Raw genomic sequence first — 21,420 nt, forward strand, 5'->3', positions numbered from 1 at the left:
AGGTGGTTGCGGAAATGATAGACGAGCACCCACAGCGCCGCGCAGATGCGCAACGACGTGAGCGGACGGATGTCCGACGGATACATGGCCCCTCCCCCGAGGCAATGGTTGGAGCCGGCGAGCGCCGGCCCGATGGGCGCTAGAGCGCGGTCAGGCCGACGATGGTCTGGCCCCGCAGCTTGAAGCGCACCTTGGTCCCGACGCTCAGGCCCTTCAGGAGGGTCGGATCAGCGACCTTGAAGGCCATGGTCATCGGCGGCCACTTCAGCGCCGGGATCGCTTCATGGGCCAGAGTGATCTTGGCGGCCTTGGCGTCGATGGCGCGCACGACGCCGACCGCCTCGACCGGCGCGCTCGCCTCAACCGCATGCGCCGCAGGGTCCATAGCGCTCATCTGGGCGGCCGCCGGCTGGGCCAGCAGGGTCAGGGCGTTCGCAAGAGCGATGGACAGCATCTTCATGGAAGCCTCGCTAGGATCGATGGTCAAAACCAGGCCCTCAGGCCGAGCACGAAACTGGTCTCGGTGACCTCGTCGCCGCGCAGCCGGGCGAAGTCCGCGGCGCGCCCGAACCGCTTGGATAGGGCGACGCCGACATATGGCGCGAATTGGCGCCGAACCTCATAGCGAAGGCGCAATCCGAGCTCGCCGCTCGAGAGCCCCGAACCGATCGCCGCTTCGGGGATGTCTTGGGCGGCGAAGTTGAGTTCGGTGCGCGGCTGCAGGATCAGGCGCTGGGTGAGGCGCCAGTCGATCGCCCCTTCGGCGCGCGCGAGGACATCGCCCTTGCTGGAAACGAACACCGCTCCGCCCGCCTCGATCCAGTAGGGCAACAGGGTTTCGAACCCGACGGCGGCATAGGTGCGCGACTTGGGCTCGACATCCTGGCGCAAGCCCACCTGCAAGTCGGTATAGAGCGCCACGGGCCTGGAATAGAGCGCCTGCACCTCGCTGGCCTGAACGCCGTGACGGCCGCCCTCGCCCTCGGATTTGATCACCAGGCGATTGAGGTCGCCGCCGAACCAAGCCTCGCCGTCCCAGTGATAGCCGTTGCCCCCGGCCTGGGCGCGGTATTCCAGGAGGTTGGCCATCACCTGCGAGACCTGGGCGCCGCCATGCTCCTGCCGGAGCACGGCGCGAGCCCGGTCCATGGCGGCCGGATCGAAGACCCTGTCGGCCAGATGGTCGGTGGGCGGCGCCGGCGGAGCTGTTTCGTGATCGGGCAAGGGCGGCGGTCCCATCGCTTCGGCCGGGCGTTCCGATTGACCGGAGACAGCCAGGCCGGGCATGGCGCCCATGTCGTGGCCGGCGTGGGGGTCGGTCGCCGGCGCGACCTGCGTCTGAGGCATGGCCATGGCCGGCATGGCGCCCATGTCGTGTCCGGCATGGGGGTCGGCGGCTGGAGGCGGGGCCGCCGGCGCAGGCTTGGAACTGGGCGCGGCTGGCGCGCCGGCGTGGCCGGCGTGCTGGGCCAGGGCCGGCGCGGCCCACAGGACCGGCAAGAGGGCGATCAGCGAGGCCTTCATCGCGCGCCCTCCGCGGGGGTGTCGCGCACGCTGAAGACCTGAAACATCCCCGCGTGCATGTGATAGAGCATGTGGCAGTGGAAGGCCCAGTCGCCGGTCTCGGCGGTGAAGTCGAAGCTGACGCGGCCGCCGGGCAGGACGATGACGGTGTGCTTGCGCGGCATGTGGCCCGCCGGTCCGAAGGCCAGTTCGAAGAAGTGGCCGTGCAGGTGGATGGGGTGGGCCATCATGGTGTCGTTGACCAGGGTGACCCGGACCCGCTCGCCGTGGCGGAAGGCGTAGGGCGGCGGCCTATCGCTGAACTTGCGCCCGTCAAACCCCCACATGAACCGCTCCATGTTGCCGGTCAGGTGAATCTCGAGGGATCGCTCCGGGGCGCGCGGGTCGGGATTCGGCTCGAGGGCCACCAGGTCGCGATAGACCAAGACCCGGTGGCCGACGCTTTCGAGGCCCTGGCCAGGCTCGCCGGTGCGATCCATCGGCATCGGCGCGATCGACTGCACGCCCGGACCGAGCCTGACCTGAGGCGCGTTGTCCGGATTGCGCATGGACATGTCCATGCCGCCCTTGTCCATCTTGCCCATAACGTCGCTTCCGCGCTGGCGCGGCGGCGCCATGCCGGGCGCGGGGGTCGCGGCCTTGGCGCCCATGGCCGCGTGATCCATGCCGGACATGTCCGTGGAGCCATGGTCCATGCCCCCCATGTCCATTCCCTCCATATCCATGCCCATGTCGCGCATGGTGGTCAGCGGCCGCTCGCGCGGCGGCGGGACCTCGGCGCTCATGCCCAGCCGCGGCGCCAGGGTGGCGCGGCCCAACCCAGAGCGGTCGACCGACTCCGACACGATCGTGAAGGCCTTGTCTTCGGCGGGCTGGACGATCACGTCATAGGTCTCGGCGTTGCCGATCTGGAACTCGTCGACCTCGACGGGCCGCACGTGCTGGCCGTCGGCGGCGACCACGGTCATGCGCAGCCCCGGGATGCGGACGTTGAAGACCGACTGGGCCGCGGCGTTGATGAACCGCAGGCGCACGCGCTCGCCGGGCGCGAACAGCGCCGTCCAGTTGTCCGCGGGGCCATGGCCATTGACCAGGAAGGTGTAGGCCGCGCCGGTGACGTCGGAGATGTCGGTCGGGTCCATCAGCATCTTGGCCCAGTCCAGGCGCTCGGCCAGGGTCTGGTCCTTGCCGGCCAGAAGCCCAGCGAGGGTCTGGCGCTGGTAGTTGAATGCGCCGCTCTGCTGCTTGAGCTTCTTGAAGATCTGGTGCGGGTGCAGGCGGCTGAAGTCCGACAGCACCACGACGTGCTCGCGGTCGAAGGCCACCGGATCAGGACCGACCGGATCGATGATAATGGGCCCATAGTGGCCCATCTGCTCCTGCAGGCCCGAATGGCTGTGGTACCAATAGGTGCCCGCCTGGCGGACCTGGAATTCGTAGGTGAAGGTCTCGCCGGGCTTGACGCCCGGGAAGCTGACGCCGGGCACGCCGTCCATCTGGAAGGGCACGAGCAGGCCGTGCCAGTGGATCGAGGTGTCCTCGTCGAGCGTGTTGGTCACCGACAGGCGGACATGCTGGCCTTCCTTCAGCCGGATCAGCGGGCCAGGAACCGTGCCGTTGATCGTCACGGCGTGGCCGGCCTTGCCGTCGACCGTGATCGGCGTGTGGCCGATGGTCAGCTTGATGTCCTCGCCCGAAAGGGCGGCCGGCGCGCGGCCGGGATCGCCCGCCGCGCGCGCCCAGGACGGCAGCAGGCTCGCCAGGGTGGCGCCGCCGCCGAGGACGGCGAGCGATTGGAGAAAACGACGGCGATCGAAAGCCGCGCTGGATCGAAGCATGACAGCCCTTTGACGATGACGCGCCGGCGGCAGGCCGTGAGGGACGGCCGCGACGCGATCTATAGGTGGCTACGCGCCAAACCGTCGCCCCCCTCGCCGGCGGGCGAAAAAAGTCAGGGATCGACCAGCCAGTCGGCCAGCCGCTTGCGGGCGCGATAGGCGCGCATCTCGATGGTCTTGACGCTGACGCCCAGGACCGCCGCGGCGTCCTGTTGTGAATAGCCTTCCAGATAGGTGAGGATCAGCGGCTCCTTGAGCTGGTCGGGCAGGCGCGCGATCGCCGCCTCCAGGCGCGACAGTTGTTCGGCGCGCAGACTCGCCGCCTCGGGGCCCGGCGCGGGGTCGGCGGGATCGGGCGCGCCTGGCGCGTCGATCGACCGCTCGCCCAGGATCAGCCGCCGAACCAGCAGGCGACGCCCCCGGTCGCGGCACTTGTTCAGGACGATGGCCCGCATCCAGGCGCCGAACGGCCGGGTCGGATCATAGCGATCCAGCGCCTTCCAGGCGGCCACGAAGCTTTCCTGCACCACCTCGTGGGCGGCTTCGGAGTCGCCGACATGGCGCCGGGCGAAGGCGTGCAAGGCGCCCTTGTGACGCCGCATCAGCGTGCTGAAGGCGCGCTCGTCGCCGCGCGCCGCGCGCCTGGCCAGCGCGCCGTCCTCGTCCTCGCCAAGGCCGGCGGTCACGGCGTCTCGTTCGTGAGCGCCTCGCTGACGCGGCGGTCGAATTTGGCCGCCTGCTCGGGGGTCAGCACCTTACGCATCGCCAGGACGTGCTGGACCGTCTCCAGCTGCAGCGCCCCCATGGCGACATGGAAACGCTCGACCGCGGCCTCGACCTCGGGCCCGTATTCGTGGCGCGCCTGGATGGCGGCGGCCAGTTGGGCGTTGGCCGCGCGCAGCTCGGCCTCCCGGGCGCGGCGACGCACGGCGAAATCCTGTTCGAGCGCCTCGAGCCGGCGATCCTGATCCGGGCTGAGCTTCAGCTCGTGGTGAACCATCTCGTGCAGCGACTGGGCGTGATGCATCGGCAAGAACCGGCCCGAGCCGAGCCAGCCGCCGGCGATCCCGGCCAGCAGCGCCAGGACGACGGTCAGGGCCGCCCCGCGCGAGATCCGGCGCATGTCAGCGCCCGCCGAGCAGGGTCGACGGCGCCAGGTGCGCGTCGACCGAAAACGCCGAGATCTCGGAGGGGGCGCGCGCGGCGGCGTTGGCCGCGAGACTGCCGCCGACCATGCCCAGGCCCAGGGCCGCCACCACCGAGGCCGCGCGCAGCGGCACGAGCGCGTTCGCCGCGCGCCGGCCGTCGCGCCAGCTGTCGATCCTGGCCCACACCTGGCCTTCCAGGCCGGGCAGCTGGGCGTGCGGCTGGCCCCGCAACGCCTCGAAAAGTTCGTCGAGCTGGTCGCTCATCGTCGATCCCCTGACTCTGCACGCCTACATACGCGGCCCGCGGTCCAACCCCTCACCTCAGGCGCGACGCGCCCCCGGGCCGGCCGTGCGTCCGGCGCACGACGCGGAGAAAAACCATATGCTGAAAACGTCCGCACGGATCCACAGGTGTTGGGCCGCTGGCGACGCTCGGGTGCGGGTGAAAGCCACGCACGCCCCGGCCCCGCATGGCGATCGCCCCCCGGGGGGACGCGCCCGCGCCCAGGACGGCCGAGGTTCGGAGCGGCGCGATCGCCGCCGCGGCCTGGCGCCCCGTCGCGCGAGACGAGGGCCAAAACCTGCGCTTCGGAATCTACGTATTCCGACCCGGGACGTAGGACCCTAGTCCTGGACTCGAAGAACAACTTCTTCCCGTCGAAGATCAAACGGCGACGCATCTACTCATCTTCAAACCTATTCATCTAAGGAGTCAAAGATGATCAAGACGTCCGTCATCGCCGGCTTGGCCGGCATCGCGATGCTCGTTGCAACGCCGGTTCTGGCGCAAGGGAGCGGCCACACCTTCTTCATGAAGGGCTCGATCGTCGCGAACGACAGCAACGGCACCGTGATCTGCATCGGCAAGGCGGACGGCGCCGAGGTCGGCCAGACCCTGGAAGTCTACCGCGTCAAGCAGCTGCCGGGGCCCAACAAGGCCCCGCCGTCCTATCGGCGCGACCTCGTCGGGCACGTGAAGATCGACCACGTCTTCGACGACCACTTCGCCCATGTCACGGTCGCCGACGGTACGCCGGCCAAGCACGACATCGTCGAGCTGCGCAAGAACTGAGCGGGCGATCGGTTCGCCAGCGGCGGGATGGCCCACGCCGTCTCGCCGGAGCGACCGGCGCGCGCGCCCCTCCGCTGACCTTGGGCTTTCGTCCAACGAGCGAGGCGACGAGTATCATGACGACCTTCAAGATCGGCGCGTTCGCCGCAGCCGCCGGCGTGCGGCGCGATACGATCCGGTACTACGAGCGCACCGGCCTGCTGCGCGATCCGGGCAGGACCGGCGCCGGCTACCGTGTCTATGAGGACGCCGACCTCCTGCGGCTCCATTTCATCCGGGCCGCGCAGGAGCTCGGCTTCACGCTCGCCGAAACCGCCGACCTGCTCGCGCTTCAAGCCTCCGACACCGCCAAGGCGTCGGCGGTGCTGGAGATCACCCGCGAGAAGATCCGCGACGCCGAACGCCGCATTCAGCGGCTGTCGGATATCCGTGACGTGCTCAGCGCGCTGGCCGACGATTGCCCGATGGACGTGGCGGCCTCGGACTGTCCGATCCTGGCCTTCCTCGCCGAAAGACGGGTCCGGCGGTCGGACGCCCGCGGCGACGCACCGCGGGAGGCGCTCTGACCCGCCCGGGCGCGCGGCGACACGTCAATCCTTGGCCGGCGACCTCGCCGGCTCCACCGCTCGCCCCTGGCGCGCCCGTCCGCGGCGAAGGCCATCGGTGTCGAGCCCATGATCTCCAGGGAGGAACTTGCCATGATCGACATCCGCCACACACTTCGCGCGCCCATCCAGGCGCTTGTGATCGGCGCCGCGGCGCTCGCCCTCACCGCCTGCGGCGACAAGGGCGCTGAGCCCCCGCCGCCCGCGGCCTCGGTCCAGGCCCCGGCCCCGTCGCCCGCCGCGGCCCCGGTCCCCAGCGCCGCCGATCCGGATCCCGGCGTCGGCGGCTCGACGGCGCCTTCGAACAACGCCGCCGGGCAACATGACGCCGATCACGACGCGGCGACGATGGAACGCCATCATCGTCAGGAGATGGATCACCACGCCATGCGCCAGGGCGGCGCGGCCACGGGGACGACGCCCCAACCCGACGCCGCGCCGATGAGCCCATCGGCTCCGATGAAGGACATGTGAAGACGAGGGCAAGCCCGATGCGCGGGACGACCAGCCGACAGGGATGGAGCTTGGGTCTGGCCGCCGCCTGCCTTCTGCTTTCGACGGCGGCCATCGCCCAGGAAGGCGACGAGCACGCGGCCCACCATCCGGGCGCGCAAGGCGGCGCGATGGCGGACGCCGGCGTCATGGGCGCCGCGCCGAGCCCCGCGGCAGCCGGCATGAGCGGAATGATGGACGAGATGATGGAGGGCGAAGGCGAGCATGGCGCCCGGCGCACGCCCTTCGTCTCACAACTGCTCGCCGCCCCGTCGCTCAGCGCCGAGGGGCGCAACCGGTTGATGGGCGAGGCCCAAGCGCGCGTGGAGCGCGGACTGGCCATGGCCGCCGAGGCCTCCGCCGCCGCGCGGTCCGAAGATCCGGCCGCCCGGGCGAGCGCGGCGCGGCGCCTGCGTGAAGCAAGCGACCTCTTCGCGAGCGGATCGGCCGCGCTCGCCGCCCTCGACCGCGGCGCGTCCCCGCAGCCGGCGGCAATCAGCTGGTTTCGGGATCAGATGAGCCTGGGCGCGCCGCCGCACGCGGCGCCGATCCGGTGGCTCGGCGTCTCGCCGCCCCATTTCATGCTGATGTTCGTCCTGGCGACGGTCAGCGCGATGCTGCTGGGCCTGCAGGTCGCGCGCCTGCGGCGGGTCCGCAAGATCGTCGACGCCGGCGGGTCGACGGCCCCCGCGCCCGCCCCGGCGACCGCGACGGCCTCGCCACGCCAGGCGGCGGCCGTTGAGCCGGGCGCTGAAACGCTCACGCCGAGCAACGCCGCGCCGCCCGCCGGGGCGTCGCTGCGCAAGCCCAGGAGCTGGTCTGGCCCGTTGCGGGTGGTCCAGATCGTGCGGGAGACGCCGACGATTCAGACCTTCCGGCTGGCCGACCCGGCCGCCGATCGGCTGCCCTTCGATTTTCTGCCCGGCCAGTTTCTCCAGGTCGAGGTGGAGCCGGTGGATGGCAAGCCCTCGCGGCGATCCTACACCATCGCCTCCTCGCCGACGCAGCGCGCCTATGTCGAGCTAACGGTCAAGCGCGAGGAGCAGGGCGTCGTGTCGTGCTTTCTGCACGACAAGGTCGCCGTCGGCGACCTGCTGAAGACGACGGGCCCCTTCGGCGCGTTCACCTTCACCGGAACCGACGCCGACAGCATCGTGCTGATCGCCGGCGGGGTCGGCATCACCCCCATGATGTCGGTCCTGCGCTACCTGACCGACACGGCTTGGTCGGGCGAGATCTTCTTCCTGTACGGCGCCCGTTCGACCGACGAATTCGTCTTCCGCGAGGAGCTCGAGCGGCTCGAGCGGCGGTTCTCCAATCTGCACGTGATGGCGGCCATGCGACGCTCGGCCGGCACGGTCTGGCTGGGGCCGCAAGGCCCGCTCACCCGCCAGATGCTGCTCGACGCGGTCCCAGACATCGCCCGCCGCCGCATTCACATGTGCGGGCCGCCGGGCATGATGGCCGCGATGCGCCGGGAGCTGGCCGCTCTGGGCGTCCCGGACGCTCAACTTCACACCGAAGCCTTCGGGCCCGCGTCGCTGCCCGCCGACGCGGCCGAGCTCGAGGTCAAGGCGCCGCCCCCCGCGCCGTCATCCCCGAGCGTCGTCGCGCCCCCCACGCCGGCGGTCGCCGCGGCCACCATCACCTTTTCCGTGGCGGGCGTGTCGGCCCCGCTCCCCGCCGGCCAGACCGTCCTGGAAGCCGCGGAGGGCGCGGGGGTGGAAATCCCCTATGCCTGCCGCTCGGGTGAATGCGGCGTCTGCGTCACCCGGCTGATTTCGGGCGAGGTCACCATGGCGGTGGAGACCGGCCTGGATCCCGCCGACAAGGCCAAGGGCTACATCCTGGCCTGCCAGGCCAAGAGCACGGGCCAGCCGCTCGTGGTGGAGGCCTGATGCGCGAGCGCGGCGACATGGCCGTCGGCCTGCTTGTGGCCTTCCTGCTGCTCTTTCCGCTGGGCTACGTCCTGCACGTCGCGCCGCGCTTTCCCGGCAGCCTGGTCGGCGGCGTCATCGGCGTCGTCGCCGCCGTCCTCATGCTGCTGACCCTGCCCTATGTGGTGGTCAAGCACGTCAAGGCGGCGGAACGGTGGACAGGCCGGTTCGTCAGCAAGCCGACGCTGCTGGCCCTGCATGTGTATGCGGGCGTGCTGGCTCCGATCCTGGGGTTGGTTCATGCCGCCCACAAGTTCGGCAGCCCCGTCGGCCTAACGCTGACCGGCCTTGTGCTGCTGACGGTCCTCAGCGGCTTCGTCGGCCGCTACCTGCTGGCGCAGACGGCGCGGGCCCTGCGCGGCCGCCGCTCCGAGCTGGCGTCCCTGCAAGCGGCGTATCTCCACCTACCGGCGCCCCCGGCGCCGACGGCGGCGGCCGTTGCGCTTTCCCGCTGGAAGCGGCTGTTCTTCGTCGCCGGCGAACCGCCGGCGCCGCCGCCCGATGGGGCCGAGGCCCTGGCCGCGGCCTTGGCCGACACCGAGTTCGCCATCCGCGCGGAGGGTGCGACCAACCGGCTGTTGTCGCGTTGGCGGTGGCTGCACGCTGTCCTGGGGGCGCTGGTCTACCTGGTGCTGCTTTTGCACATCGCCGCGGCCATCTATTTCGGGCTGCGCTGGCTATGATGCGGGACCGCCTCCTCTACTGGATCTTTGTCGCCGCCGGCCTGGCGCTGCTGGGCGTCGCGGCGATGATGCAGACAAGCGCGCCGCCCGGCGCCGGACCGGTGGCTCAGCTTGTCGCGCCAGGCCCCCTGTCGCCGGCCCACCAAGCCTTCGGCGCGCAGTGCGCCAGTTGCCACACGCCTCTCAAGGGCGTGGAGAGCAAGACCTGCGTCGCCTGCCACGCGAGCACCGATTTCGGAAACAAACAGTCGACCCAGTTCCATGCCCAGGCCAAGGAGTGCACGGCTTGCCACGTCGAGCACGAAGGCGCGCGCGCCATCGTGAAGATGGACCATCAGGCGTTGCTCGATCCGGCGGTGTGGCGAGGGCCGGCTGTTTCGCCACCCAATCCGCACGCCTTGCCGCCCGAAGCCGCGCTCAATTGCGCAAGCTGCCATTCCGTCCGCGATCCGCATCTGGGACTCTTCGGCCAGGACTGCGCCAGCTGCCACGCGACCAGCAGTTGGAAGGTTCCCAACTTCCGGCATCCGTCGGTCAGCTCGACGCAATGCTCGGAGTGCCACACCGCGCCGCCCAGTCATTTCATGGAGCACTTCAGCATGGTCTCCCAGCGCGCCGCCGGCTCCAAGGCGCGCGTCGAACAATGCTACGCCTGTCACACCACCGACAGCTTCAACAACATCCGCCGCCGAGGCTGGTATGATCACCATTGAGTCCGGCTGGCTCAGCGCCTTCTTCAGGCTCGCGGTGATCATCCTCGAGCTGGCGGGCACGCTGACCATCCTCAGCGGCGCGGCGCTGGCGACGATCCTGTTCGCCCTGCGGGCCCGATCGGGCGACCGGGCCAAGGCCTATGGCGCGTTCCGGTCCGCCCTCGGCCGAAGCATCCTTCTTGGCCTCGAATTCCTGGTCGCCGGCGACATCGTCAAGTCGCTCGTCGTCAACCCGACCTTGGACGATCTCATCGTCCTGGCCGGTCTGGTCTTCGTGCGCACCTTCCTTAGCATCTCGCTCGGCGTCGAGATCAACGGCCACTGGCCCTGGGAGGACACGCGCATGGCCAGGGCCACGGGCCGCGAACCTTCCTCACCGCGGGTCTGACCAGACCCGCCCACCCGCCGGGAGATTGACATGCTGCAACGACGAGACCTGCTCACGGGAGCCGCCCTGTTGGCGGCCGGCGCCGCCCAGCCCGCCGCGGCGGCCGCCCAGGCCCACGACATGAAGGGCATGGACGCCATGCCCGGCATGGCGATGTCGATGAGCGACTGCATCGATCACTGCCTGGCTTCCCATCGCCGGTGCCTTGAGACCGCCGCCTACGCCCTCGGTCAAGGCGGCGCGCTCGCCGCCCCCGACCTGATCGCCATGCTCACCGACTGCGCCGAGCTGTGCCAGGCGACCGCCAACTCCATGCTCCGCGGCTCGGCCCTGCACCCGGTGCTCTGCCGCGCCTGCGCCGAAGCCTGCGACCTGTGCGCGGCGGCCTGTTCGAAACCCCGCGCCGACGCCCCGATGGCCCAGTGCGCCGAGACGTGCAGGGTGTGCGCCGCGGGCTGCCGACAGATGTCGCGCTGACCGCGCCTTCGGACCTTACGTATACGCGCGGCCGCCAATTGCGGGCATTGCAAGCGTCACGCCGTTAGAGATGCAGACGACGCCATCGGACGCGAACGTCATAAGTTGGAGATCAGAAATGATGCGCAAGATCGCAGTCGTGGCCGGCGCTGTCGGCCTTCTGGCCATGGGGACCGCCGCATTCGCCGACGGCCCCGCGCCCAAGGCCCAGACCCAGCCCGCGCCGGCCGCCTCCGCCCAGACCCCGCCGGACCACGCCCACATGCAGGGCATGGACCATGGCGGCCAGCAGATGCACGACCAGATGATGAAGGACCATCAACAGGGGATGGCGAACATGCCGGCCACGCCGCCCAAGGATCCCGCCGCCAAGAAGCCCATGAAGGGCTGCTGCATGGACAAGCCGATGGCCCCGAAAGGCAAACCCATGGCTCCCAAGGACGCCAAGGATCCCGCCATGCCCATGAAGGACATGTAACGCCCGCTCAAGCCGCGACGCGCCGAAGAACCTGCCGGGCGAGCACGCCCGGCAGGTTCTTTCACGTCCGGGCGCCGCCAGGCGATGTGACATCTACGGATATCCTCGGCCGCGCCCGCCACTAGGCTCGTCGTCACCAGCAGGGAGCCAAGCGATGTTCCACAAGGCCATCGAGACGATGCGCGCCGCGCCCTTGTTCAAGGCGCGCTACGACAACTTCATCGGCGGCGCCTGGTCGGCCCCGACCACGGGCGAGTACTTCGCCGACCACAGCCCGATCAATGGCGACCGGATCGCCGAGTTCGCCCTGTCGGGTCCGGCCGACGTGGAACTGGCGCTCGACGCCGCCCATCGCGCCAAGGCCGGCTGGGCGCGGTTGTCGCCGGCCGAGCGGTCCCGGCTGCTGAGCCGGGTCGCCGATCGCCTGGAGCAGAACCTCGACCTGCTGGCGCTCGCCGAGACGCTCGACAACGGCAAGCCGATCCGCGAGACGCGCGGCGCCGACGTGCCGCTCGCGGTCGATCACTTCCGCTATTTCGCTGGATGCATCCGGGCCGAGGAAGGCGCGATCTCGACGATCGACGCCGACACCATCGCCTACCATTTCCGCGAGCCGCTTGGCGTGGTCGGCCAGATCATTCCCTGGAACTTCCCCCTGCTGATGGCGGCCTGGAAGATCGCGCCCGCGCTGGCCGCCGGCAACTGCACGGTCATCAAGCCAGCGTCCCAGACGCCCCTGACGCTGATGATGCTCGCCGAACTCACCGCCGACATCCTGCCGCCGGGCGTGCTCAACGTCGTGACCGGGCCCGGCCGAACCGTCGGCCAGGCGATCGCCGCCAACCCGCGGATCGCCAAGGTCTCGTTCACCGGCGAGACGGTCACGGGCAAGGCGATCATGCACGCCGCGGCCGATCACCTGATCCCGCAGACGATGGAGCTCGGGGGCAAGTCGCCCAACATCTTCATGGCCGACGTCCTTGATGAGGAGGACGCCTTCTTCGACAAGGCGCTGGAAGGGTTCACGCTCTTCGCCTTCAACAAGGGCGAGGTCTGCACCTGTCCCTCGCGCGCCCTGATCCATGAATCGATCTTCGACCGGTTCATGGAGCGGGCCGTGGCCCGCGTGGCGGCGATCCGTCAGGGCGACCCGCTCGACCCCGCGACCCAGCTGGGCGCCCAGGCGTCCGAAGACCAGCTGCGCAAGATCCTCGGCTATATCGAGATCGGCAAGAACGAGGGCGCGCAATGCCTGATCGGCGGCGCGCGGGCGCTGCCCGGAGGCGAACTCGACGGGGGCTATTTCGTGCAGCCGACCGTCTTCGTCGGCGACAACAGCATGCGGATCTTCCAGGAGGAGATCTTCGGCCCAGTGTTGTCGGTGACGACCTTCAAGACCCTCGACGAGGCGATCGCGATCGCCAACGACACCCCCTATGGTCTGGGCGCCGGCGTCTGGAGCCGCAGCGGCAACACCGCCTATCGCCTCGGCCGCGCCATCGAGGCCGGACGGGTCTGGACCAACTGCTATCACCAGTATCCGGCCCACGCCGCCTTCGGCGGCTACAAGGCCTCGGGGTTCGGACGCGAGACCCACAAGGCGATGCTCGATCACTACCAGCAGACCAAGAACCTGCTCGTCTCCTACGACGAGCACGGCCTTGGTCTCTTCTGATCCCTCGCAAAGGAGCACAGCCATGGCCAAGACCATGAAGGCGGCTGTCGTCCGCCAATTCGGCGCGCCGCTGGTGATCGAGGAAGCGCCGATCCCCACGGTCGGTCCCGGACAGATCCTGGTGAAGATCGCCGCCACCGGCGTCTGTCACACCGACCTGCACGCCGCCGAGGGCGATTGGCCGGTGAAGCCGAACCCGCCCTTCATTCCTGGCCATGAAGGCGTCGGTCACGTCGCCGCTGTCGGGTCGGGCGTCACCCACGTCAAGGAGGGCGACCGGGTCGGCGTGCCGTGGCTCTACACCGCCTGCGGCCATTGCGTGCATTGCCTGGGGGGATGGGAGACCCTGTGCGAGAGCCAGCAGAACACCGGCTATTCGGTCAACGGCAGCTTCGCCGAATACGTCCTCGCCGACCCCAACTATGTCGGCCACCTGCCGGACAATGTCGGCTTTATCGACATCGCGCCGATCCTGTGCGCGGGCGTTACCGTCTACAAGGGACTGAAGGCGACCGAGGCCAAGCCGGGCGAGTGGGTCGTGGTCTCCGGCATCGGCGGCCTGGGTCACATGGCCGTGCAGTACGCCAAGGCGATGGGGCTCAACGTGGCGGCGGTCGACATCGACGACCGCAAGCTCGATCTGGCGACACGCCTTGGCGCGGCCGTGACCGTCAACGCCCGAGAGCAGGATCCCGCCGCCGCGATCAAGGCGGCGATCGGCGGCGCGCAGGGCGTCCTCGTCACCGCCGTCTCGCCCAAGGCCTTCCAGCAGGCGCTCGGCATGGTCCGGCGCGGCGGCACGGTGGCCCTCAATGGCCTGCCGCCCGGCGATTTTCCGCTGTCGATCTTCGACACCGTGCTCAACGGCGTCACCGTCCGCGGCTCGATCGTCGGCACCCGGCTCGACCTGATGGAGGCGCTGGCCTTCGCCGGCGAGGGCAAGGTTCACGCGACTGTCCACACCGAACCGCTCGAGAAGATCAACGACGTCTTCGCGCGCATGCACCACGGCGACATCGAGGGCCGCATCGTCCTCGACCTCGCCTAATCCCCCCGCGACGAACCGCGAGCAAACCATGTTCGACAGTCCTACCTTGCCGGCCACACGGCGCCGCTTCGTCCAGGGCCTGGCGGTCAGCGGGGCGGTGGCCGGAGTTTCGCCGGCGCTGCTGGCGGGCCCCGCCGCCGCCGCGACCGCCGAATTGCGCGGGACCGAATTCGATCTCGAGATCGCCGAACTGCCGGTCAACTTCACCGGCAAGCGTCGGATCGCCACGGCGGTGAACGGCGCCGTGCCCGCCCCCGTGCTGCGATTGCGCGAGGGCGACACCGTCACCCTGCGCGTCCGCAACCGCCTCAAGGAGATGTCCAGCATCCACTGGCACGGGGTCATCCTGCCCGCCGAGATGGACGGCGTACCAGGCATCAGCTTTCCCGGGATCGCGCCCGGCGAGACCTTCACCTATCGCTTCGAGCTGCGTCAGGCGGGCACCTACTGGTATCACGCGCACACCTTGGCCGAGCAAACCGGGCTTTATGGCGCGATCATCGTCGAGCCGCGCGCGCCGACCGGACCTGGGCCCGATCGGGACTACGCCATCCTGCTGAGCGACTGGTCGGACGAACCGCCGCTGCAGATCTTCACGAACCTCAAGAAGCTGAGCAGCTACTACAATTTCGCGCAGCCGACCGCCGGAGACTTCCTCAAGGATGTGGGCAAGCTGGGGTTCGGCGAGGCCCTCGCGCGGCGGCGGATGTGGAACCGGTCGCGGATGAACCCGACCGACTACAGCGACGTTTCCGCCGCCACCTACACCTACCTGATGAACGGAACGCCGCCGGCCGGGAATTGGACGGCGATCGCCGCCCCCGGCGAGCGAGTTCGCCTCCGGTTCGTGGGGGCGGGGACGGCGACCTTCTTCGACGTGCGCCTTCCTGGGGTCCCGCTGACCGTCGTCTCGACCGATGGCCAGCCGGTGGAGCCGGTGACGGTCGAGGAGTTCCGGATCGGACCGGGCGAAACCTACGATGTCGAGTTCGTCATGCCCGAGGGCGCCCGAACGATCTTCGCCCAATCGATCGACCGGACGGGTTTCGCCCGCGGCGTCATCGCCCCAGCGCCCGGCATGACGGCGCCGACGCCGGCGCTCGATGCGCGGACCTGGCTCGATCCGGTCGACATGATGGGCGCCATGGCCGCCATGGGCGGCGAACACGCCGGCCACGGCATGGCGGACACGCCCCCGAAGGCGCGTCACGCGCGCACCGAGTACGGCGCCAACACCGACATGCGCGTCGACTATCCGCGCACCAATCTCGACGATCCCGGCGCGGGCCTGCGCGAGCGGTCCTGGCGGGTGCTGACCCTGGCCGACCTTCGCACGCCCGGCGGCGATCCGGATCCTCGCGAGCCGGAGCGTGAGATCGAGTTGCACCTCACCGGCAACATGGAGCGCTTCATCTGGACGCTGGACGGGATCAAGCTGAACGATTCCCGTCCGCTCCACTTCAAGCCGAACGCGCGGCTGCGCATCGTTCTCGTCAACGACACGATGATGGCCCACCCGATGCACCTCCACGGCATGTGGAGCGATGTCGAAGGCCCGGACGGCGCGTTCCAGGTCCGCAAGCATACCGTGGTGGTCCAGCCCGCCCAGCGGATCAGCTTTCGCGTCACCGCCGACGCCATGGGGCGATGGGCCTTCCACTGTCATCTGCTCTACCACATGGCGGCCGGCATGTTCCGGGAGGTGGTCGTCGCATGACCCGTCTGGCCCTCTCGCGAGCGTCTCTGCTCGCCTTGGCTCTGAGCGTTTCGGCCGTGGCCGCGCCCGCAATCGCCCAGGACGCCCCCCATCAGCACGCCGCGCCACCGCCGCCGAGCCCGGCCCCAACGGCCTCCCCCGCGGCGCCTGCGGATCACGCGGGCATGGATATGTCCGGCATGGATATGTCCGGCGCGGGGACGCCCGCCGGCGGCATGACCATGGACATGGGACGGATGCAGGGCGGCAAGGCTCCGCCGGACGCCCGCAACTCCGACGACTATGCGGACGGCTATCGCAATTCGACGCTGCCGGGCTACGAGATGGCCGACAAGCTGTCGATCCCCAAGGTTCTCGTTGACGAACTGGAGTTCGCCAGCGGCAACGAGGGGCAGGGCGTCGGCTGGACCGTCCTCGTCACCCAGGGCCAGGACGACAGCAAGCTCTGGCTGCGCAGCCAGGGCCTCAAGAACTCCAAGGATCGCCTCGATCCGGAGAGCAGCGTCGAGGCGCTGTGGTGGCGCAGCAAGAGCCCGTTCTGGGGCACGTTGCTGGGCGTTCGTCAGGATCTCGGCAAGGGGGCGACCACTTGGCTCGCCGCCGGCGTCGAGGGCCTGGCGCCCTACTGGTTCGATGTCCAGCTGACCGGCTACGTCGGCGACGACGGCCGCCTCGGCGCCCGCGCCAAGGGCGCCTACGAGGTCCGCTTCACCAATCGCCTCATCCTGACCCCGCAGGTCGAAACCAACCTCTATTCCAAGCGCTCGACCGACCGTGAGCTCGGCGGCGGCTTCAGCAACGTCGAGCTGAGCGCTCGGCTGCGCTACGAGGTCTCGCGGAAATTCGCGCCCTATGTCGGCTTCGTCTGGGAGCGGGCGCTGGACGACACCGCCGACTTCCGACGTGCCGATCGCCAGCGCCCGGCCGAGCATCGGGTGGTTGTCGGCTTGCGATCATGGTGGTGAGGCGCTGCGCGGCGCCTTGGCGACCGGAAGACGGCCTGACGTGTTCTGCGGCGGACGATAGCCCTGGCCGGAGCCAGACGGCTGCGTCGATCCTGTTGCTTCTCGCGGTCGCTGCGGCGTCTGCGGGCCAGACCGCCGTCCTCGCCTTTCTCCCGACCCTCGTCGACGGAGGCCAGGCCGACTTGGCGCTGCGCATCCACGATGTCCATGTCGCGAGTTTGACGGCGGCCCACCCGCTGGCGGCGCTCGTCTTCGCGCCGCTCTGGGGATGGCTCGCCGACCGCATCGACTACCGGATCATTCTGCGCACGGCCCTGGTCGTCCTCGCGCTGGCGACCGCGCCGGTCGGGGCGGTCCCGCTCCCCATGCTGTATGGACTTCGCTTGCTGGCTGGGCTGTCCGCGGCCGCCATCATCCCGCTGGCGCTGCTGTCAACGAACTTCGCACCCGGTGGCCGGGACGAGCAGGCGAGGCGTTTCACCTGGCTGACGGCCTTCATGTTTCTTGGCGACCTGTTCGGCCCCCTGCTCGCCGAAGCGTCCGCGTCGCTCTTTCCCCGCACGCCGCTGTTGGTGCTCGCGCTCGTCATCGCCGTGCTGGCGCTGGCGCTGACGACCGGCATTGTGCGCTTGCCGGCCCGCTGTGCCGCCCGTCTCGAGGGACGTCGCCTGCAAGCCCCGCCGCGCGTCGTCACGCTTGTCCTCCTGCTTGTCACCATCGTCGGCGGCGGCGGACTCGCCGCCATGCATGTCAGTCTGCTCGTGACCCGCTCCGAGGGCGCGCTGAGCCGCGAGGCGATCGCCGGGATGCTCAGTCTCTGCGGGCTGGCGATGTTGGCGGCTCAGCTTTTCCACACCCGCGTCACCTGGCTGGTGACCGCGCCTCGACGCCTGGCCTGCCTCACGCTCGCGCTTCTAGCCCTGTCGCTGTTTCTCTTTCGGTTTGGAACGACCGTGGTCGAAATGGCCGGTCTCATCGCCGTCGCCGGCTGGAGCTCAGCCAGTCTTCGGCTGGTCACGAGCTTCTGGATCAGCGGCCCCATGCGGCCCTCTGGAGTCATGCTTGGGCTGCAGCATACAGCCGCGAGCCTCGGCCAGGCGCTGGCGCCCATGTCGCTCGCCGTCGTGTCACCCCATCGGCAAGCGGCCGTCGTCGAAGCGATCGGCTGGCTGTCGCTCGGTCTGCTCGCGCTTCTGCCGGCGATATGGCGCCGGACGGCGACACCGGTCCATCCAGCCGGGGAAAGGGCGTGACAGCGCCGCCACGTCCGAGAGCCGCGTCCGCCACGCGCCCAGCTTCACGCCAAGGAGTCCGCCCATGAAAATCCGCCTCGCCGCCGTTCTGCTGTTGCTCGCCTTGCCCAGCGCCGCGCTGGCGGCTGGCGACATCCTGCTCTATCGCGACCCTGGATGTGGTTGCTGCGAGGCCTGGGCCCAGGCCGTCCGTGCGAAACTGGACAGAAAGGTCATCGTCAGGGATCAGGTCGCCCGCGTGCGCCTGCAGCGCCAATCCGGCCTGCCGCCGGCGCTTTCCTCCTGCCACACCGCGATCATCGACGGTTTCGTTATCGAAGGTCATGTGCCGGTCGCCGAGGTGAAGCGTCTCCTGGCCGCCCGGCCGGCTGGCGTGAAGGGGCTCGCCGTCGGCGGCATGCCGATCGGCTCGGAGGGCATGGCGGCGCCGAGCGGGGCGCGGCAACACTACGATGTCGTGGCCTTCGGGCCGGCCGGCGCGCGGGTTTTCGCCCGCTACTGACCTCCAACGGTCAGGGCCATGGGCTGGCGTCGGGTCAATGCGCGTCGCGCGACATCCCCGACTGCCTGACGCAAGGCTTCGAGCACCGCCCGGCCGATCACCGGCTTGGGGATCACCTGATCGAAGCCGGCCGCGCGCGCGCGTTGCTCGAGATCCTCGTCGTAGAAGCCGGAGATCAGGATGGCGCCGCCGCGCCAGCCCTGGCGCCGGAGATGATCCAGGAGCGTCAGGCCGTCGATGTCGGGCATCCGGTAGTCGAGGATCACGCAATCGGCTTCCCTAGCGCGCGGATCAGCCAGAAGGGCGCTCCCCGTGGTGTAGCCGCTCACCGTGTAGCCGCGGGCTCGAAGCATGAGGAGGAGGCCGCGTCGCACGCCAGGATCATCGTCGGAGACGAGGACCGTATAGCGGCGATCGCGCGGCGAGGAACTGACCGATAACATCGCGCGATGAAGGCATCCGGTTGAAAGCCTGGTGACCGTCGCATGTCCGCCGCCTCCGGGTCGCTACGTAAACGTCGCAGTCACTTGGGTTTGCGGCCCATCCCGGCGGCGAAGGCGATCCTAAGCGCCTCGGACAGGTTGCGCACGTCCAGCTTGGTCATCAGGCTGGCGCGATGCACCTCCACGGTGCGTGACGAGCATCCAAGGTCATAGGCGATGGTCTTGTTGGGATGGCCTTGGGCCAAGCCCTCCAGCACCTCGCGCTCACGAGGGGTGAGGCTGGCGATGCGAACCTGCGCGTCCGACGCCTCGATCGCGCGGACGTCGGCGTCGTCGATGCGCGCGAATGCTCGCTCGACCGCATGGAGAAGAGCGGCCTTCTCGAAGGGCTTTTCGAGGAAATCCACGGCGCCGGCCTTCATCGCCTGCACCGCGACCGACACATCGCCATGACCCGTCAGCACGATCACCGGCATCTGGATGCCGCGCTCGGCCATGGCGGTCTGCACCTCCAGGCCGTCCATCGCCGGCATGCGCACGTCGAGAATGACGCAGCCCTGGGTCGTGGGCCGGGCCCGGGCCAGAAATTCGACACCCGAGGCGTAGGTCTCAACGCCAAGGCCGACCGCCTTCAACGCAAACCCGGCCGCGCGCCGGATCGCCTCTTCGTCGTCGACGAGGTGTATGATCCGCCTATCCCCCATAATCCTCCTCCGCCCCCGCGTGGATCAAGGTGAAATGGAACCGGGCGCCGCCACGCTCAGGCGCCTCGACCCAGATCCGCCCGCCGTGCGCTTCGATGATGGTCCGGCAGATCGAGAGCCCCAGACCCATGCCGTCGGCCTTGGTCGAGACGAACGCCGTGAAGAGCTGCTCGCCGATGTCCTCGGCGATGCCCGGCCCGCTATCCTCGACGGTGACCTCGATCAGGCCGTCGCCGCGCAGGCGCGTGGCGATTCTCAGGTCGCGGATCGGGGTGTCCGCCATCGCCTCGATGGCGTTGCGCATAAGGTTGACCAGGACCTGTTGAATCTGCACCCGATCGACGAGGACGGGCGTGGCCGCCGGATCGAAATCGAAGAAGCTGCGCACCCCCCGCTCGCGCGCGCCCACGAGCGCCAGCTGGCCGGCGTCGCCGATCACCTGCGCCAGGTCGTGCAGGCTCTTCTCGACCTCGCCGCGCGCCACGAAGTCGCGCAGGCGGCGCACGATATGGCCAGCGCGCAGGGTCTCCTGCGCGGCCTCGTCCATGACCCGGCGAAAGGTGGCGAAGGGTTCCCCCTGCTCGGCTTCCAGCATGTCGCGGATCGTCTCCAGATAGAGCGAGACGGCCGCCAGAGGCTGGTTGAGTTCATGCGCCAGGGTCGAGGCCATGGTGCCCATGGCGCTCAGCCGGGAGACATGAACCAGCTCGGCCTGAAGCGCCTTCAGCTTCAGTTCGTCCTGCTCCTTGGCGGTCAGATCGCGAATGAAGCCGGTGAACAGCCGCTGGCCGTTCTCGCCCGCCTCGCCGACCGAAAGCTCCATCGGGAAGGTCGACCCGTCACGTCGCAGCCCCACCACGACGCGGCCGACGCCGATGATCCTGCGCTCGCCGGTCTGCAGGTAGTGGTTGATGTACGCGTCGTGCCGGCCATGGTCCGGCTCGGGCATCAGACACGCGACATTGCGGCCGATCAGCTCGGCCTCGCGATAGCCGAACAGGCGCTCGGCCGCCGCGCTGAACGAGGTGATGGCGCCGGCCTCGTCGATGATGATCATCGCGTCCGGCACCGTCGCCAGGATCGATTGCAAATGCTGCTCGCGCGTTTCGATGGAGGCGCGCACCGCGGCCTCGTCGGTGATGTCGCGGGCGATGCAGGCGAAGCCGCGATGCGCGCCCGCGTCGAACAGCGGCGTGACGGTCAGGCGGGCGAGGTATTCAGCGCCGTTTTCGCAGACCCGCCAGGCCTCGCGCTCCAGCACGCCGTCGCGCAAGGCCGCGGCGAGATCCGCCCGGGGACGCCCGGCGTGGATCTCATCGGGCGGATAGAAGACATCGTGCTGCTGGCCGACGACGTGATCGGCTGACCAGCATTCGATCCGTTCGCCGCCGATATTGTAGCTCAGGACCCGTCCCGAGGCGGCAAGCAGCGTCAGTACATAGCCGCCGGCCTGGCGCAGAAACAGCCGCGCAAGCTGCTCGACGGCGGCCACGCCCGCCTCGGGGCCTTGATCCTGGTCGCGCATGCCGCCGGCTCAGGCCAGATCCGCGGCGCGCAGGCGCGGCGATGCGGCGCGAGCGCGAGCTTGGCGACACCCCGCGGGGCCGGACCGGCAGGCCGCCCGACAACGCCGCGCGCCAGCCTTCAGCCCCCACGCGCGCGGGTCCGATAGTGCATCCATGGGTCACGGTCTCGCTTGTATCCGCGGGGTCCTATCGCGTTTACGCGCGGGCCGGCCGGTCCCCTCAGAATTTCAGC

General features: G+C 69.6%; 24 protein-coding genes. 15 read left to right on the forward strand and 9 right to left on the reverse strand.

The genetic code is table 11. The annotated features are described in order from the left end of the window. Positions 1–139 precede the first annotated feature (139 nt). The 6 genes from Q0379_RS12455 to Q0379_RS12480 form a co-directional block, all read right to left on the reverse strand. On the reverse strand, positions 140–460 hold the full coding sequence (locus Q0379_RS12455) for a copper-binding protein (RefSeq protein ID WP_099538410.1): 321 nt from the start codon (positions 458–460) through the stop codon (positions 140–142). 23 nt (positions 461–483) lie between these two features. Then, the gene (locus Q0379_RS12460) at positions 484–1,524 is read right to left on the reverse strand and encodes a copper resistance protein B (RefSeq protein WP_062098110.1); all 1,041 of its coding nucleotides are present in this window, start codon (positions 1,522–1,524) and stop codon (positions 484–486) included. Continuing rightward, positions 1,521–3,362 (reverse strand): copper resistance system multicopper oxidase, encoded by a 1,842-nt coding sequence (locus tag Q0379_RS12465; protein ID WP_062098112.1) that lies wholly within the window; start codon positions 3,360–3,362, stop codon positions 1,521–1,523. The genes Q0379_RS12460 and Q0379_RS12465 overlap by 4 nt, the downstream gene beginning before the upstream one ends. Positions 3,363–3,475: 113 nt before the next feature. Further along, positions 3,476–4,048: an RNA polymerase sigma factor gene (locus Q0379_RS12470; protein ID WP_066685867.1), complete on the reverse strand. Its 573-nt coding sequence runs from the start codon at positions 4,046–4,048 to the stop codon at positions 3,476–3,478. After that, complete coding sequence (locus Q0379_RS12475) at positions 4,045–4,485, reverse strand: periplasmic heavy metal sensor (RefSeq protein WP_062098114.1); 441 nt, start codon at positions 4,483–4,485, stop codon at positions 4,045–4,047. The genes Q0379_RS12470 and Q0379_RS12475 overlap by 4 nt, the downstream gene beginning before the upstream one ends. Position 4,486: 1 nt before the next feature. Further along, positions 4,487–4,774, reverse strand: coding sequence for a hypothetical protein (locus Q0379_RS12480; RefSeq protein ID WP_062098116.1), 288 nt, complete (start codon positions 4,772–4,774; stop codon positions 4,487–4,489). A 454-nt stretch (positions 4,775–5,228) separates the two neighbouring features. Here Q0379_RS12480 and Q0379_RS12485 point away from each other — a divergent pair, with 454 nt between their 5' ends. The 15 genes from Q0379_RS12485 (at position 5,229) to Q0379_RS12555 (ending at position 18,515) form a co-directional block, all read left to right on the forward strand. Continuing rightward, the gene (locus Q0379_RS12485; protein ID WP_062098118.1) at positions 5,229–5,582 is read left to right on the forward strand and encodes a hypothetical protein; all 354 of its coding nucleotides are present in this window, start codon (positions 5,229–5,231) and stop codon (positions 5,580–5,582) included. Positions 5,583–5,698: 116 nt separating this feature from the next. Continuing rightward, positions 5,699–6,148, forward strand: a complete 450-nt coding sequence (locus tag Q0379_RS12490; protein ID WP_062098120.1) for a heavy metal-responsive transcriptional regulator — start codon at positions 5,699–5,701, stop codon at positions 6,146–6,148. A gap of 132 nt (positions 6,149–6,280) precedes the next feature. Next, positions 6,281–6,661: a hypothetical protein gene (locus Q0379_RS12495; RefSeq protein ID WP_066730188.1), complete on the forward strand. Its 381-nt coding sequence runs from the start codon at positions 6,281–6,283 to the stop codon at positions 6,659–6,661. Between the two features lie 17 nt (positions 6,662–6,678). Next, positions 6,679–8,577, forward strand: coding sequence for a 2Fe-2S iron-sulfur cluster-binding protein (locus Q0379_RS12500; protein WP_062100027.1), 1,899 nt, complete (start codon positions 6,679–6,681; stop codon positions 8,575–8,577). Next, positions 8,577–9,299, forward strand: coding sequence for a hypothetical protein (locus Q0379_RS12505; protein WP_062100026.1), 723 nt, complete (start codon positions 8,577–8,579; stop codon positions 9,297–9,299). Before Q0379_RS12500 ends, Q0379_RS12505 begins: the two co-directional genes overlap by 1 nt. After that, positions 9,299–10,012, forward strand: coding sequence for a cytochrome C (locus Q0379_RS12510; protein WP_231732075.1), 714 nt, complete (start codon positions 9,299–9,301; stop codon positions 10,010–10,012). Before Q0379_RS12505 ends, Q0379_RS12510 begins: the two co-directional genes overlap by 1 nt. Continuing rightward, positions 9,999–10,400 (forward strand): DUF1622 domain-containing protein, encoded by a 402-nt coding sequence (locus Q0379_RS12515; RefSeq protein WP_299009069.1) that lies wholly within the window; start codon positions 9,999–10,001, stop codon positions 10,398–10,400. Before Q0379_RS12510 ends, Q0379_RS12515 begins: the two co-directional genes overlap by 14 nt. Before the next feature lie 30 nt (positions 10,401–10,430). After that, on the forward strand, positions 10,431–10,877 hold the full coding sequence (locus Q0379_RS12520) for a four-helix bundle copper-binding protein (RefSeq protein WP_062100023.1): 447 nt from the start codon (positions 10,431–10,433) through the stop codon (positions 10,875–10,877). A gap of 121 nt (positions 10,878–10,998) precedes the next feature. Further along, positions 10,999–11,355: a hypothetical protein gene (locus Q0379_RS12525; protein ID WP_197425325.1), complete on the forward strand. Its 357-nt coding sequence runs from the start codon at positions 10,999–11,001 to the stop codon at positions 11,353–11,355. Between the two features lie 154 nt (positions 11,356–11,509). After that, positions 11,510–13,030: an aldehyde dehydrogenase family protein gene (locus Q0379_RS12530; protein WP_062100021.1), complete on the forward strand. Its 1,521-nt coding sequence runs from the start codon at positions 11,510–11,512 to the stop codon at positions 13,028–13,030. Between the two features lie 22 nt (positions 13,031–13,052). Then, a complete protein-coding gene (gene adhP, locus Q0379_RS12535; RefSeq protein WP_062100020.1) occupies positions 13,053–14,078 on the forward strand; it encodes an alcohol dehydrogenase AdhP in 1,026 nt (341 codons plus the stop codon). 28 nt (positions 14,079–14,106) lie between these two features. Further along, entirely contained in the window at positions 14,107–15,795 is a 1,689-nt protein-coding gene (locus tag Q0379_RS12540) for a copper resistance system multicopper oxidase (RefSeq protein WP_099538409.1), read from the forward strand. Positions 15,796–15,974: 179 nt separating this feature from the next. Continuing rightward, positions 15,975–16,760: a copper resistance protein B gene (locus Q0379_RS12545; protein WP_156449520.1), complete on the forward strand. Its 786-nt coding sequence runs from the start codon at positions 15,975–15,977 to the stop codon at positions 16,758–16,760. Continuing rightward, complete coding sequence (locus Q0379_RS12550) at positions 16,751–18,013, forward strand: MFS transporter (RefSeq protein WP_299009082.1); 1,263 nt, start codon at positions 16,751–16,753, stop codon at positions 18,011–18,013. Before Q0379_RS12545 ends, Q0379_RS12550 begins: the two co-directional genes overlap by 10 nt. A 64-nt stretch (positions 18,014–18,077) precedes the next feature. After that, positions 18,078–18,515 (forward strand): DUF411 domain-containing protein, encoded by a 438-nt coding sequence (locus Q0379_RS12555; RefSeq protein ID WP_062099702.1) that lies wholly within the window; start codon positions 18,078–18,080, stop codon positions 18,513–18,515. Here the strand turns inward: Q0379_RS12555 and Q0379_RS12560 are convergent. From Q0379_RS12560 to Q0379_RS12570, 3 genes are all read right to left on the reverse strand, one after another. After that, positions 18,509–18,958 (reverse strand): response regulator, encoded by a 450-nt coding sequence (locus Q0379_RS12560; protein WP_062099703.1) that lies wholly within the window; start codon positions 18,956–18,958, stop codon positions 18,509–18,511. The two genes, Q0379_RS12555 and Q0379_RS12560, sit on opposite strands and share 7 nt — an antisense overlap. Before the next feature lie 80 nt (positions 18,959–19,038). Continuing rightward, the gene (locus Q0379_RS12565; protein WP_066681842.1) at positions 19,039–19,662 is read right to left on the reverse strand and encodes a response regulator; all 624 of its coding nucleotides are present in this window, start codon (positions 19,660–19,662) and stop codon (positions 19,039–19,041) included. After that, on the reverse strand, positions 19,652–21,187 hold the full coding sequence (locus Q0379_RS12570; RefSeq protein WP_062099705.1) for a PAS domain S-box protein: 1,536 nt from the start codon (positions 21,185–21,187) through the stop codon (positions 19,652–19,654). Before Q0379_RS12570 ends, Q0379_RS12565 begins: the two co-directional genes overlap by 11 nt. Positions 21,188–21,420: the final 233 nt, after the last annotated feature.

Source organism: uncultured Caulobacter sp., assembly GCF_937900395.1.
GTDB lineage: Bacteria > Pseudomonadota > Alphaproteobacteria > Caulobacterales > Caulobacteraceae > Caulobacter.